General features: G+C 67.2%; 13 protein-coding genes. 8 read left to right on the forward strand and 5 right to left on the reverse strand.

Going from position 1 to position 12650, the window contains the following annotated elements; all coding sequences use genetic code 11:
• Positions 1-15: 15 nt before the first annotated feature.
• The 3 genes from A9976_RS30215 to A9976_RS30225 all read right to left on the reverse strand — a co-directional run bounded on the left by A9976_RS30215 (position 16) and on the right by A9976_RS30225 (position 3012).
• On the reverse strand, positions 16-1077 hold the full coding sequence (locus A9976_RS30215; RefSeq protein ID WP_183022021.1) for a tyrosine-type recombinase/integrase: 1062 nt from the start codon (positions 1075-1077) through the stop codon (positions 16-18).
• Between the two features lie 271 nt (positions 1078-1348).
• Complete coding sequence (locus A9976_RS30220) at positions 1349-2035, reverse strand: isochorismatase family protein (RefSeq protein ID WP_183022022.1); 687 nt, start codon at positions 2033-2035, stop codon at positions 1349-1351.
• A gap of 107 nt (positions 2036-2142) precedes the next feature.
• The gene (locus A9976_RS30225) at positions 2143-3012 is read right to left on the reverse strand and encodes a pirin family protein (protein WP_183022023.1); all 870 of its coding nucleotides are present in this window, start codon (positions 3010-3012) and stop codon (positions 2143-2145) included.
• 139 nt (positions 3013-3151) lie between these two features.
• Between A9976_RS30225 and A9976_RS30230 the strand changes: the two genes are divergently transcribed.
• A complete protein-coding gene (locus A9976_RS30230) occupies positions 3152-4057 on the forward strand; it encodes a LysR family transcriptional regulator (RefSeq protein WP_183022024.1) in 906 nt (301 codons plus the stop codon).
• 78 nt (positions 4058-4135) lie between these two features.
• Positions 4136-5089 carry an AEC family transporter gene (locus A9976_RS30235; protein WP_183022025.1) on the forward strand — a complete coding sequence of 318 codons (954 nt, stop codon included), beginning with the start codon at positions 4136-4138 and terminating at the stop codon, positions 5087-5089.
• Between the two features lie 30 nt (positions 5090-5119).
• Here the strand turns inward: A9976_RS30235 and pdxH are convergent, their stop codons facing one another.
• Positions 5120-5767, reverse strand: a complete 648-nt coding sequence (gene pdxH, locus A9976_RS30240; protein ID WP_183022026.1) for a pyridoxamine 5'-phosphate oxidase — start codon at positions 5765-5767, stop codon at positions 5120-5122.
• 52 nt (positions 5768-5819) lie between these two features.
• Here pdxH and A9976_RS30245 point away from each other — a divergent pair, with 52 nt between their 5' ends.
• Entirely contained in the window at positions 5820-6398 is a 579-nt protein-coding gene (locus A9976_RS30245; protein ID WP_183022027.1) for an NTP transferase domain-containing protein, read from the forward strand.
• Position 6399: 1 nt separating this feature from the next.
• Here the strand turns inward: A9976_RS30245 and A9976_RS30250 are convergent, their stop codons facing one another.
• Complete coding sequence (locus A9976_RS30250) at positions 6400-6948, reverse strand: MarR family winged helix-turn-helix transcriptional regulator (protein WP_183022028.1); 549 nt, start codon at positions 6946-6948, stop codon at positions 6400-6402.
• Positions 6949-7195: 247 nt separating this feature from the next.
• On the opposite strand from A9976_RS30250, the gene A9976_RS30255 reads away from it, so the two are divergent.
• From A9976_RS30255 to A9976_RS30275, 5 genes are read left to right on the forward strand one after another with little or no spacing between them, the layout of a single operon-like run.
• The gene (locus A9976_RS30255) at positions 7196-8179 is read left to right on the forward strand and encodes a tripartite tricarboxylate transporter substrate binding protein (RefSeq protein WP_183022029.1); all 984 of its coding nucleotides are present in this window, start codon (positions 7196-7198) and stop codon (positions 8177-8179) included.
• A gap of 1 nt (position 8180) precedes the next feature.
• Positions 8181-10475 (forward strand): xanthine dehydrogenase family protein molybdopterin-binding subunit, encoded by a 2295-nt coding sequence (locus tag A9976_RS30260; RefSeq protein WP_183022030.1) that lies wholly within the window; start codon positions 8181-8183, stop codon positions 10473-10475.
• Positions 10468-11364, forward strand: a complete 897-nt coding sequence (locus A9976_RS30265) for a xanthine dehydrogenase family protein subunit M (protein WP_183022031.1) — start codon at positions 10468-10470, stop codon at positions 11362-11364. Before A9976_RS30260 ends, A9976_RS30265 begins: the two co-directional genes overlap by 8 nt.
• Positions 11361-11867 (forward strand): (2Fe-2S)-binding protein, encoded by a 507-nt coding sequence (locus tag A9976_RS30270; RefSeq protein ID WP_183022032.1) that lies wholly within the window; start codon positions 11361-11363, stop codon positions 11865-11867. Before A9976_RS30265 ends, A9976_RS30270 begins: the two co-directional genes overlap by 4 nt.
• Positions 11857-12633, forward strand: coding sequence for a CoxG family protein (locus A9976_RS30275; protein ID WP_183022033.1), 777 nt, complete (start codon positions 11857-11859; stop codon positions 12631-12633). The genes A9976_RS30270 and A9976_RS30275 overlap by 11 nt, the downstream gene beginning before the upstream one ends.
• Positions 12634-12650 lie beyond the last annotated feature (17 nt).

The raw sequence follows: 12650 nt of genomic DNA on the forward strand, positions 1-12650 counted from the left end.
CTCCAGCGCCGTCTGCTACAGGTAATGCTGCAGATGGCGCAGGGCGCGCGCGCTGTCAACGCCAATCCACTGCACGACTTCGGTCTCGGCACGGCCCGCGCGCAGCCACTGCACGATGGCCGTGTTGCGCAGCACCTGCGGCCCGACGCGGTGCAGCGGCGCCTGCTGCGCCGAGGCAGGCAGCGCGGCATGGGCGCGCTGTATCAGTTGCGACGCCACATGGAATAGCACGCGCACTGACAGCGGCTGCCCCTCGCGTGAGTAAAAGACCGTGGCACCGGGTTGGACGGCCTCCGGACCGCGCTGGCCGGCGCTGAATCCCTTCCAGTCCTGCAGCGCCTTCACCACCGTTTCGGACAGCTCCAGCGTGCGCTGCTGTGCGGCGCGCGCGCCATCGATATGCAATTGACAGGGGAGGCCATCGCCTGGTCCGATGGATAGCACGTCGCGCCAGCACAGGCCGCGCACCTCCTCGGGCGCCAGCGCCAGTTCGTACAGCAGCAGCAAGATGGCGCGGTCGCGTGCCGACTGAAAGCCGTCGGCCATCGGAATGTGGCGGGGCAGGGCATTCCACAGCGGCGCGGGAAGGCAATGGCCCTGGCCGTCTTCGGCAGGCGGGCGTTCCTGCGGCGCCAGCCCTGCGGCGGGATTGGCGCTGATCCAGCCGTGGTCCAGCGCATGGTCGTAGATGCGTTCCAGCAATCGCCAGTAGCGCCTGCGCGTGACCTCGCTGATGCGGCGGCCGGGCTGGTGGCCCGACAACTGGCCTTCGCGCGGGCGCAGGAAATTCTGGACATCAACGGCGGTGGCCTGTTGCCAGGCGCGGGCCTTCGCCTTGGCTTTCCCTTTCGGCGGGGCAGGCGAGGGGGGACCTCCTGCGGCTGAGATGCCGGCATCGCCCAGGCTGCGCAGCCAGGCACGCCATACCTTTTCGTAGCCGCTGTCGGGTGCCGTGTCCAGGGCATCCCAGCCCTTGGCGCCCTCGGTTTCCAGCCAATGCCGGAACAGGGCCAGCCCGTCGGGGATAGTGGAAGGCGGCTTGCTGCTGGCAGGTGCTGGGGAGTTCAACGACGTCATAGGCTTTGCGAACGAAATGGAAGGGCAATTCAGGTGTTCAATGTAACTTACATGAAATCGATGCGCAATCTTGCCGGCGACTGATGAAACATCAGTGGCGACAAGTCGCCAGAAGAGGGGGTCAACGGCATGCTCCATTCGCACAGCGCTGTGCAGGCCAGGAACAGGGCTCGCCCGCGTTCCTGGCCGGTTCTCCACCGGCATCCATGCCTGGCTATGCGGTCTGCGCCGATCAGGCTGGCGCTATCGGCGCATTCTTCAACCGCCGTACTCAGGCGCGCTGCGAGTCCAGGGCTTCGCCATGGAGCGCCACGCTCTGTGCCTTGCCGTAGCTTTCGATCAGCAATTGGTACTCGGGGAAGATCTGGGTATAGACCTCAGCCCATTGCGCAGCGTCTTCGCGATTCCATGTGCGCTGCAGTTCCGAGGCCACGGCGGCCGTGTCCATGGGCACCACGCCAGCCTGCACCACGCGGGCCAGCGTGATTTCCTGGGCCATCTTCGAGTAGGTACCTGAGGCGTCGATCACTGCAAACACCTTGTAGCCCTCGTGCACTGCGCTGATGGATGGAAAGGCCATGCAGACACTGGTGATCGTGCCGGCAATGATCAAAGTGCGGCGGCCGGTCGCCCTGACGGCCTCAACGAAGTCGGGGTTGTCCCAGGCGTTGATTTCGCCTTTGCGCGCCACATACCGGGCATGCGGAGCGTTGGCATGGATCTCGGGAATCAACGGGCCGTTGGGTCCCTGTGGCACGGATGCCGTGGTGATGACTGGCATGCCGGTCAGTGTGGCCATCTTCGCCAGGGCGGCAGCGTGGGCGCGCAGCCGTGTCATGGGCATATCGTTGACGGTCTGGAAGAGACCGCTTTGATGATCGATCAGCAGCATGGCGGCGTCCTCCGGGTCGATGACCGGACGGGAGTCTCCGAAATGGGCAAGCGGGTTGTGGGACATGGTGGGCTCCTCTGAAAAAGTGAAGGGAAAGGAAAGGGGGTGTCGAGGTGGGAAGGGGATGCCCCTGCCTTGTGGGCAGGGGCGAAAAGCCTTGCGGCAGACCGGGCTCAGGCCGCCATATGGCCGAAGCGACCAGCGTTGAAGTCGGCAATGGCCTCGCGGATCTCGGCCTCGCTGTTCATCACGAACGGCCCATGGCCCACCACGGGCTCTGCAATGGGCTCGCCCTCCAGCCACAGCACGGTGGCGTCGTTGTTGGCCTCCAGCCGCACCAGGTCAGCCTCGCGATCGAAGTGCACAAGCTGGCCCTCGCGAACGACCTCTGCGTCGTTGACCAGCACCGTGCCGCGCAGCACGACCAGGGCCAGCGTGTGCCCGGCCTTGGCGCGCAGCTCGGTGGTGCTGCCGGCTGTCAGGCGCAGGTCCCAGACATTGATGGGCGTGAAGGTGCGCGCCGGCCCCTGGCTGTTCGCGAAGGCTCCGGCAATCACCCTTACCCGGCCTGAGCCGCCGGGCAGTTCCACGGACGGGATCTGTCCATCCAGCAGGGTCTGGTAGCCGGGTGCAGCCGACTTGTCCCTGGCGGGCAGGTTCACCCACAGCTGAACCATCTCCAGCCGCCCGCCACGTTCGGTGAAGGCATGGGAATGGAATTCCTCATGCAGGATGCCCGAGCCGGCCGTCATCCACTGCACGTCGCCAGGGCCGATCAGGCCGCCAGCGCCGGTCGAGTCCCGGTGCTCGACTTCGCCCTCATAGACGATGGTCACGGTCTCGAAGCCGCGGTGCGGATGCACGCCCACGCCGCGAGGCTGGGCAGCCGGCTCGAAGCTGGCGGGGCCCGCGTGGTCCAGCAGCAGAAAGGGACTCAGAGCCGCACCATGGTTGCCGTAGCTGAACAGCGAGCGCACGGGAAAGCCGTCACCCACCCAATGGGCACGGGGTGCGCTGTAGACGCCGAGCATCTTCTTGAGCATTTGCTTCTCCTTGGGAATCGTGGCTGCCGCAGCGTTTGCGCCAGCCACTTCTTGCACATGGGAGAATCTTAAAATTTGAACGATGAATGCGGTAGATGGCAAAATCTGCCTTCATCGTCCTGAATTAAGAACAATGGTCATGCCTGATCTCAACGACCTCTATTACTTCGCCAAAGTGGTCGAGCACGGCGGCTTCGCTGCGGCGGGCCGGGCCCTGGGAGCTCCCAAATCCAAGCTCAGCCGCCGCGTAGCCTTGCTGGAGGAGCGGCTGGGCGCGCAACTGCTGATGCGTTCCACGCGCAGCTTTGCCGTGACCGAGGCCGGGCGCAGCTACTACGCCCATTGCCGCGCCATGCTCACGGAGGCCGAGGCGGCCGAGGAGTCCATCGCCCTCATTCATGCCGAGCCCCGCGGCATCGTGCGCATGAGCTGTCCCGTGGCGCTGCTGGCCACGCGCATCGGTCCCATGCTGGCCGATTTCATGGCGCAGCATCCGGGCGTGGAACTGCATCTGGAGGAGACCAATCGCCGGGTCGACGTGGTGGCGGAAGGAATGGACCTGGCCGTGCGCGTGCGGCCGCCGCCGCTGCAGGACAGCGAACTCAGGCTGCGTGTGCTGGCCGAAAGGGCACAGTGCCTGGTTGCCAGCCCCGCGTTGCTGCAGGCACATGGCCACCCCACGGGCCCCGCCGACCTGGAGCGCCTGCCCAGCATGGACCTGGGCCAGCCGCAGGACGAGCACCGATGGGTGCTCAACGGCCCGGACGGTGCACTTGCCGAGATCCGCCATCACCCGCGCCTGGTCACACGCGCCATGCTGACCCTGCGCGATGCGGCGCTGGCCGGCGTGGGCGTGGTGCAGCTGCCGCGCATGTTCGTGGATGGCGAGTTCTCGCGCGGCGAGCTCCTCAACGTCCTGCCGGGATGGGGGCCGCGCCGCGAGCTGATCCATGTGGTGTACGCATCCCGGCGCGGGCAATTGCCCGCCGTGCGGCTGCTGATCGACCATCTGGCCCAGGCCTTCGAGGCCCTGGAAGAAGCCTGAATGTGGCAGGGTAGGGCCTGCGGCGCATAATCTGCGCGCGCCGCAAGCCTGCGCAGGCGCAGCTTCCCGATCCCGCTAGTGAACTCTCCCGTCTTTGCCTCCCTCATCCCCGTCATTCTTTGCATTGGCGCAGGCTTTCTTGCCGCCCGCCTGGGCTGGGTGCGGGCCGCCGCCATCAAGGATTTGTCCAACCTCGTTTTCCTGGTGCTCACGCCGGCGCTGCTGTTTCGCACCATGGGCGCGGTGCGGGTGCAGGAGCTGGACTTTCAGCCCGTGGCGCTGTATTTCCTGGCGACTGCGCTGATCTTCGGGGTGTCCATGTTCCTGGGGGGCTTTTGCACGCGTTCGGCCGCGCGGGGGCTGGCCAATATGTTCAGCAACACCGTCATGATCGGCGTGCCGCTGGTGGGGCTGGTCTACGGCGAGGGCGGGCTGGTGACGCTGTTCACCCTCGTTTCGCTGCACGCGCTGATTCTGCTCACGGCGGCCACCATCGTGTTCGAGCTGGCCGAGGCCCGCGAACACCAGCGGTCGGGCCAGAGCGCGCCGCGCCCCATGTGGCGCACGGTGCTGCAGGCCGTGCGCAACGGCATCGTCCATCCTGTACCGCTGCCCATACTCGCCGGCCTGCTGTTCGCACAGACCGGACTGGCTCTTCCTGGCGTGGTGGATCGCTCCCTGCAGGTTCTCGGCCAGGCACTGGGCCCCATGGCGCTGCTGCTGGTGGGTGTCACCCTGGCCTATACCAAGGTGGGCCAGAACCTGCGCGAGGCCGTGGGCATCGCGCTGGTCAAGAACCTGGTGCATCCGCTGCTGCTGCTTGCGCTGGCCTGGGCCTTCGGTCTGCGCGGCCTGCCGGTGGCCGTGATGTTCACGGCGGCCGCGCTGCCCGTGGGGGCCAACGTGTTCCTGTTCACGCAGCGCTATGGCGTGATGCAGGAGGAGGTGTCCGCCAGCATTGCGGTGTCCACGGCGCTGGCCTTGCTTACCGTGCCGCTGATGCTGTGGCTGGCCCAGCGTCTGCTGGGCTGATGGGTTTCAGCAGCGCCAGCGATCCAGGGCTCAGGGCGCCAGGCGCTGGCGCAGCCAGGCGCCGCCTTCCAGCTGGTAGCACAGGCGGTCGTGCAGCCGGCTCTTGCGGCCTTGCCAGAATTCCCAGCGTTCGGGCACAAGCCTGAATCCACCCCAGTGCGGCGGGCGCGGCGGGTTCAGCAGGAATTGCGCGCCGTACTTGGCCGCATTGGCCACCAGCACGCTGCGGCCGCTGATGACCTGGCTTTGCGGACTGGCCCAGGCGCCGATGCGCGAGTCCAGCGGGCGGCTGTTGAAGTAGGCATCGCTTTCGGCATCGCTGACCTTTTCCACGCGGCCCTCGATGCGCACCACGCGCTCAAGCTCCACCCAGTGGAATTGCAGCGCTGCAAACGGATTGCCCGCCAGTTGCTGGCCCTTGCGGCTGTCGTAGTTGGTGTACCAGACCAGGCCGCGCTCGTCATAGCCCTTGATGAGCACGATGCGCGTGCTGGGCCGCAGGTCACCGCCCACGGTGGCCAGCGTCATGGCATTGGGCTCGGGCACCTGGGCACTCAGGGCTTCCTGCAGCCATTGGTCAAACTGCTGCAGCGGATCGGCCAGGGAGGCCGATTCGCTCAGTTCCGCGCGCTCGTAGCTTTTGCGCAGATCGGCGATCGAGGTGGAAATGCTGCTCATGGCCTGCATTGTGCCTGCGCCCAGCCTCTCATTTGCTGGGCTAGAGTTGCGCATGCTCACAGACTTCAAAGACCGCCCTTGCGTGCTCATCCTTGCCTCGGGCCGTGGCGAGCGTTTCCGTGCCTCGGGCGGCACCCTGCACAAGCTGTCCGCACCGCTGGGCGGCAGCACGGTGCTCGATCACACGCTGGCCGCCGTGCGCGCCAGCGGTCTGCCCTGGCACCTGGAGGATGCAGGCCACCCGGGCATGGGTGACTCGCTGGCCGCCGCCGTGCGTGCCACGGCAGGTGCGCCGGGCTGGCTGGTGCTGCCTGCCGACCTGCCGCTGGTGAGCCCGCAGACGCTGCTGAAAGTGGCCGATGCGCTGCGCAGCGGAGCGCAGGCGGCGCAGCCCATCCATGCAGGCCAACGTGGACATCCGGTCGGTTTTGGGGCGGCCTGCGGCGAGGCGCTCATGGCATTGAGTGGCGAGAAAGGCGGGGCGCCCCTGTTGAAGGTGCTGCGCGATGCGCGGGCCCTGGTGCTGATCGGTGTGGAGGATGTCGGCATACTCGCCGACATTGATACCGTGGACGATCTGGCGCGTGCCGAGGCCTTGCTGCAAGCGCGGGGCAAGACCGCCTGCAGCTGATTCAGCCTTCCCCGCCTTCGTTCGCCTGGCCGGCCTGGCTTGTCTGACAGTAGCCACGCAGCTTGACCAGCGCACGGTGCATCACCTCCCGCTCCTCCCGCGACAGCACGCGCAGTGCGGCGGCCTGGTGGCGGCGTGCGACGGGCATCACCTCATCGTGCAGTTGCCGGCCCGCCAAGGTGATGGCGCACTGGATCTTCTTGCGCGGCGTGGAGCCCTGCGCCTGTAGCGCCACCAGGCCACGTTCTTCAAGCAGCCGCAGCGTGCGGCTGACCAGCGCCTTGTCCGAGGTCGATTGCACCACCAGCGCGCTGAACGGCAATTCGCCCGCATGGGCGATCAGGGCGAGCAGGCGCCATTCCGATACCGTCAGATCCGCCGCATCCGCATAGGGGACGGTGATGGTGCGCCGCAGCGCATTGCCGACCTGGCTCATCAGCGTGGTCAGAAAGGCATCGACGGTCAGGCCGCTGCCGGCTTCGTCAAGGTCGGTCCAGGGATTGACCGCGTGCGTGGCGGCCAGGGGAGGGGGAGAAGACGGGGTGGACATGATCTTCCCGATTGTTTCACAGGCCGCCCAATGTTTTCCTGGTGAAGAAATTTATGGAAATTTGACCATGGTCAATTGGTGGTTTCAGTAAGTTGATTCATCAACTTATTGTCGAAAATTCGATATCGATTCTTTGGAGAGTCAATGTTTCATGTGTGAAATATTGAAATCCATCCCATAGCCAGCCCCTGCGGCCATGCCAGTCATCGATCCCCGCATGTCCGCGTTTTCGACGAAGGAGCCAGTGATGAACCCCCAACGTCGGCGCGGCCTGACCATTGCAGCACTGGCCCTGGCCGCCGCTGCCTGTGGCCCGGCCTTTGCCCAGGACTATCCCGCCAGGCCGATCACCGTGGTGGTCGCCTATCCCGCAGGAGGTGATACGGACGCCATGGCGCGCCTGTTTGCCGAAAAGCTCTCTGCACGGCTTCGCCAGCCCGTGGTGGTGGACAACCGGCCCGGGGCGGGCGGCACCCTGGGGAACAATATGGTCGCGAGGGCGGCGCCCGATGGCTACACGCTGCTGTTCACGCCCAACCCCTTCACCATCGCTCCCATGGTGATGAGGCTGCCGCCGGCCGCGACCTACGATCCCTTGAAGGGATTCGCCCCCGTGATACAGACGGCCAGCCAGGCGGTGCTGCTCGTGGCCCATCCTTCCACGGGCTTCAAGAGCGTGGCCGACATGGTGGCTGCGGCCAGGGCCGGCCAGACGCTCAGCTATGCCAGCCCGGGCGCAGGCTCGCCCATGCACATAGGTGCCGAGTGGCTGAACCGCGCCGCAGGCTTGAAGATCCAGCATGTTCCCTATCGCGGCGTGGCGCCGGCTGTCAACGATGTGGCGGCGGGCCATGTGGGCCTGGCCTATGTCACGCTGGGGCCGGTGTCCCACTACCTGCAGACCGGCAAGCTGCGTGCGCTGGCCGTGACCGACCCCAGGCGCTCGCCCCTGCTGCCCGACGTGCCCTCGTTGGCGGAACTGGGCTACAAGGACATCGCCGCCGGGGCATGGAACGGCTTCTTTGCGCCCCGGGGCACGCCGGCTGCCGTGGTGCAGGTGCTCAACACCCATCTGAACGACATCCTCAAGATGCCGGAGGTGGTGGCAAAGATGGCCACCTTCGGCGCCGTGCCGGTGGGCGGGACGCCGCAGGTGCTGGCCGATGTCAACGCTGCCGACTACGAGCGCCTGGGCACGGTCATCCGTGAGCTCGGCATCACGGCGCAATGACATGAATACATCGAATTCCACGCTGGGCCGCGAAACGGCCCAGGTCACTGCGCTGTCCAAGGTGCTGGGCCGCGCCCAGTATGCAGGCGACCTCAAGCTGCCGGGCATGCTGCACGCCAAGGTGCTGCGCAGCCCCTATCCGCATGCGCGCATCGTGCGCATGGACACTGCCGCCGCGCGTGCGCTGCCCGGTGTGAAAGCCGTGCTGACCGGGGCAGATGCTCCGCGCACGCCCTGGGGCGTGAGCCACAAGGAGCGGCGCATCCTGGCCGACGGCCTGGTGCGCTTTGCGGGGGAAGAGATGGCAGCCGTGGCCGCCGCCACAGAAGAGATCGCCCGCGATGCGCTGGACCTGATCGAGGTCGAGTACGAAGAACTGCCCGCCATCCTCTCCACCGAAGAGGCCCTGGACGAAGAGGCGCCCGGCGTGCACCCGGGCCGGGGCAACGTCGCGCACGAAATCCGCTTCGAGCGCGGCGATCCCGAGGCGGGCTTCGCCGCCGCCGACCTCGTCCACGAAGCCACCTACACCACGCATGCCCAGTACCCGGGCTATCTGGAGCCCATGGCCACCCTGGCCTCCATCGACGCCGACGGCCGCCTGCTGGTACAGACCTCCACGCAATCGGTCTTCCTGGCGCGCGCCCGGCTGGCGGCGGCGCTGGAGCTGCCGGTGTCCGCCATCCGCGTGGTGCAGGCCACCACGGGCGGCGGCTTTGGCGGCAAGATCGTCGAGGACGACAACCAGCTCGTGGCGGGCCTGCTGGCCCTGCGCACCGGGCGGCCCGTGCGCCTGGTCAACAACCGGCTGGAGGACTTCCTGGCCTGCTGCTCCAGCGTGCCCGAGCGCATCACGCTCAAGCTGGGCATGGCGCGTGACGGCCGCATCCTCGCCAAGCAGGTGCGCATCGTTGCCGAGTGCGGTGCCTATGCGGGCCTGTCGGCCGAAGTCATGCATGTCAGCGCCATGCGCAGCGACAACATGCACAGGCAGGGCAACGTGCGCTCGCATGCGACCCTGGTCTATACCAACAATCCGCCGCACGGCGCGTTCCGCGGCTTTGGCGGCACGCAGATGCTGTTCGCGCTCAACAGCCACATCCACACCATGGCCGGGCAGCTGGGGCTGGATCCGGCCGAGGTCCACAAGCTCAATGCAGTGCAAGCCGGCGACGTGACCGTGCATGGCTGGAAGATCGGCAGCGCCGGCCTCAAGGAATGCATAGACCAGGCCACTGATGCCATCGACTGGCGCGGCAAGCGCGCCCGGCCCCGCCAGGCCCTTGGCGCCCGCCGCAGGGGCGTGGGCATGGCCGCTGCCATGCATGTCAGCGGCAACCGCACCATGGGCGACTGGGACGGCTCCACCGTGGTGGTGCGCATCCATGAGGATGGCCAGGTGCTTGTGCTCAGTGGCGAATGCGACATGGGCCAGGGCGCGGCCACCATGCTCAGCCAGATCGTCGCCCATGAACTCACGCTGCCGTTGTCGCAGGTCCGCGTGGCCGCACCCGACACGGACAGCACGCCCTTCGCCATAGGCTCGCTGGCCTCGCGCGTGACCATGGCTGCAGGCAATGCCGCCATGGGTGCCGCACGGGCCGCCCGCGGCAAGCTGCTGGCCCTGGCCGCCGTCGTGCTGGAGGCGCAGGCCGACGACCTGGAGCTGACCGATGGCCTGGTGCGCGTGCGCGGCACCGACCGTACGGCGGGCATCGCCGAGCTCGCACGCCAGCACATCTGGCGCCATGGCGGCGAGGGCATACAGGTCAGCCACACCTGGGATGCCCAGACGCAGATGCACGACGCCCAGCTGCACGGCAACATCGCGCCGGCCTACTCCTTCGCGGCCCAGGCCGTCGAGGTCGAGGTCGATACGGAAACCGGCCAGGTCCGGGTGCTTGACAGCTATGTGGCCGACGACTGCGGCAAGGCGCTGAACCCCGTCGCCATCCACGGCCAGACCAATGGCGCCACCGTCCAGGCCATGGGCTGGGCCCTTTACGAGCAACTGCACCTGGAGGGCGGGCGCCTTGCCAACGGCAACTTCGCCGACTACACCATGCCCACGGCCGACGCCGTGCCCCTGTTGCGTGGCGGCTTCGTCGAGTCCAACGAGCCCAACGGCCCCTATGGCGCCAAAGGGGCCAGCGAAACCGCCATCCTGCCGGGTGCGCCTGCCATCGCCAACGCCGTATATGACGCCATCGGCGTGCGTATCCATGACCTGCCGATCACGCCCGAGAAAATCCTGGCCGCGCTGCGCGCATGCGCCGAAGAGGACCGCCATGCATGACTTCGACTTCCTGGAGCCCACCTCGGTGGCGGAGGCCAGCCGGTTGCTGGCCCAACTGGGCGAGGACTGCCGCGTGATCGCAGGCGGCACGGCCTTAATGCTGGGCCTGCGCCAGCGCATGCTCGCGCCCACGCACCTAGTCTCGCTGGCAGGCATCGATGCGCTGCGCGGCCTGGACTTCGACCCGGTGCGTGGCCTGCGTATCGGCGCCCTGGTGCGCCATGCCGACCTGGCGGCCTCGCCGCTGGTGTCGCGTCACTATCCGGTTCTGGCCCGCATGGCACAGCGCATGGCCAACCCGCAGGTGCGCAACCAGGGCACGGTGGGCGGCAACCTCTGCTATGCCGACCCCTCCACCGACCCGCCCGGCTGCCTGATGGCATTGGGCGCCCAGATCGTGCTGGCCAGCGCAAGAGGCGAGCGCCTGCTGGACATCGAAGACTTCCTGGTCGACTACTACGCCACGGCGCTGGAAGGCGACGAGATCGTCAGCGAGATCCGCGTGCCACCCATGGGCGAAGGCGATGTTCGGCGCAGCGGTGTCTACACGCGCTTTCTGCGCACGGCGGCCGAACACCGGCCGCTGGCCAGCGTGGCCCTGGTGGCGCACGCAGACGGGGGCATCTGCCGCGATGCGCGCCTGGTCGTGGGCGCCTCCACGCCCATACCGGTGCGCCAGCGGCGCGCCGAGGCCTTTCTTGAAGGCCGTGCCCTCACCTGGGCCTTGGCGGCGGAGGCGGGTGACATCGTCGCGGCCGACATCACGCCGGTTTCGGACCTGCGCGGCTCCGCGGATTTCCGCCGAGAGATGGTGCGCGTCAACGTGCGCCGCACCGTGGCCGAACTGTTCGGCCTGGACCTGGCACTGGAGCAAGGAGAGCTGGCATGAGCCGACATCGCATCGAATGCACCGTCAACGGCGAGCCCTGCAGCGTGGAGGTGCCTGCGCGCCGGCTGCTGTCGGATTTCCTGCGTGACGACCTGCACCTGACGGGCACCAAGCGCGGCTGCGAGACGGGCGTATGCGGCGCCTGCTCGGTGCTGCTGGATGGCGAAGTGGTGAAGTCCTGCCTGCTGCTGGCCGTGCAGGTACAGGGGCGCGCGCTCACCACCATCGAAGGACTGGCCGACTGCATTGCGGGCGGCGCGGGCGCAGACCCGTCGCACCGGCTGCATCCCCTGCAGCAAAGCTTCATGCAATGCGGCGGACTGCAATGCGGCTACTGCACGCCGGGCTTCATCATGGCCGCCTGCGACCTGCTGGGGCGCAATCCCCATCCCGGCGCCGACGAAGTACGCCATGGCCTCAACGGCAACCTGTGCCGCTGCACGGGCTACACGCAGATCGTGGAATCGGTCCTTGTGGCCGCGGAGAAAATGCATGGAAATTGAGAAAACCCTGGCCGTTTCGGCCCCGCGAGAGCAAGTGTGGGCCTTGCTGCTCGATCCCCAGGTCATGGGTGGCGCCGTACCGGGCATGCAGTCCATCGAAGTGGTCAGCCCCACCGAATACGTGGCGGTGATGCACCAGAAGATCTCCTTCATCAGCGCCAGATTCAAGTTGCGAACGCGCATCGTCGAGCAGCGCGCGCCCGAGTATCTGCGCGTGGAAGGGACGGGAGAGGACACCTCGGTGGCCAGCTCGCTCAAGCAGCGCAGCGAAATCTTCCTGAACGCCACGCCGGATGGCGGCACCGAACTGCGCATCAAGGTCGATGTGGACCTGCTGGGCCGTCTGGGCGCCTTCGGGCTGAGCGTGATGAAAACCAAGGCCGACCGGATATGGGAGGAGTTTGGTGCCAATCTGGCCGCGCGGCTTGAAGGAGGGGGAGGGGAGCCCGCAGCGGGCGAGGCGGTCATGCAGGCACCTGTGCCTGTCGTGTCAGCGCCGGCCTCCGAGCCAGCCAGGGAAAAGGTGGTGCAAGCCCGGAATTCGCCAGCCCCAGCACCAGCTTCGGAATTGCCCTCCACGGCACAAGACCTGCGGGGCCGTGGCTGGTGGGGGCGGCTATTCGGCAGCACGGGCGGTGAGGGCGGCGCGGGCGCTGCCGACATCATTCATGTCGAACTGCGCCGTGGCGACACCACGCTCAGCGTCCAATGGCCGGGCGCACGCGCCGAGCAATGCGCGGCATGGTTGCGCGACTGCCTGCACTGAACGGCAGTCCAGGCTGG

It is taken from the genome of Delftia sp. UME58 (assembly GCF_014170385.1).
In the GTDB taxonomy this organism is placed as follows: Bacteria; Pseudomonadota; Gammaproteobacteria; order Burkholderiales; family Burkholderiaceae_C; genus Comamonas; species Comamonas acidovorans.

Coding starts and splice junctions, on each gene's coding strand:
- A9976_RS30255 (WP_183022029.1), top strand. CDS start 7,196: ATGAACCCCCAACGTCGGCGCGGCCTGACCATTGCAGCACTGGCCCTG.
- A9976_RS30275 (WP_183022033.1), top strand. CDS start 11,857: ATGGAAATTGAGAAAACCCTGGCCGTTTCGGCCCCGCGAGAGCAAGTG.
- A9976_RS30215 (WP_183022021.1), bottom strand. CDS start 1,077: ATGACGTCGTTGAACTCCCCAGCACCTGCCAGCAGCAAGCCGCCTTCC.
- pdxH (WP_183022026.1), bottom strand. CDS start 5,767: ATGAGCAGCATTTCCACCTCGATCGCCGATCTGCGCAAAAGCTACGAG.
- A9976_RS30230 (WP_183022024.1), top strand. CDS start 3,152: ATGCCTGATCTCAACGACCTCTATTACTTCGCCAAAGTGGTCGAGCAC.
- A9976_RS30245 (WP_183022027.1), top strand. CDS start 5,820: ATGCTCACAGACTTCAAAGACCGCCCTTGCGTGCTCATCCTTGCCTCG.
- A9976_RS30265 (WP_183022031.1), top strand. CDS start 10,468: ATGCATGACTTCGACTTCCTGGAGCCCACCTCGGTGGCGGAGGCCAGC.
- A9976_RS30225 (WP_183022023.1), bottom strand. CDS start 3,012: ATGCTCAAGAAGATGCTCGGCGTCTACAGCGCACCCCGTGCCCATTGG.
- A9976_RS30250 (WP_183022028.1), bottom strand. CDS start 6,948: ATGTCCACCCCGTCTTCTCCCCCTCCCCTGGCCGCCACGCACGCGGTC.
- A9976_RS30220 (WP_183022022.1), bottom strand. CDS start 2,035: ATGTCCCACAACCCGCTTGCCCATTTCGGAGACTCCCGTCCGGTCATC.
- A9976_RS30270 (WP_183022032.1), top strand. CDS start 11,361: ATGAGCCGACATCGCATCGAATGCACCGTCAACGGCGAGCCCTGCAGC.
- A9976_RS30260 (WP_183022030.1), top strand. CDS start 8,181: ATGAATACATCGAATTCCACGCTGGGCCGCGAAACGGCCCAGGTCACT.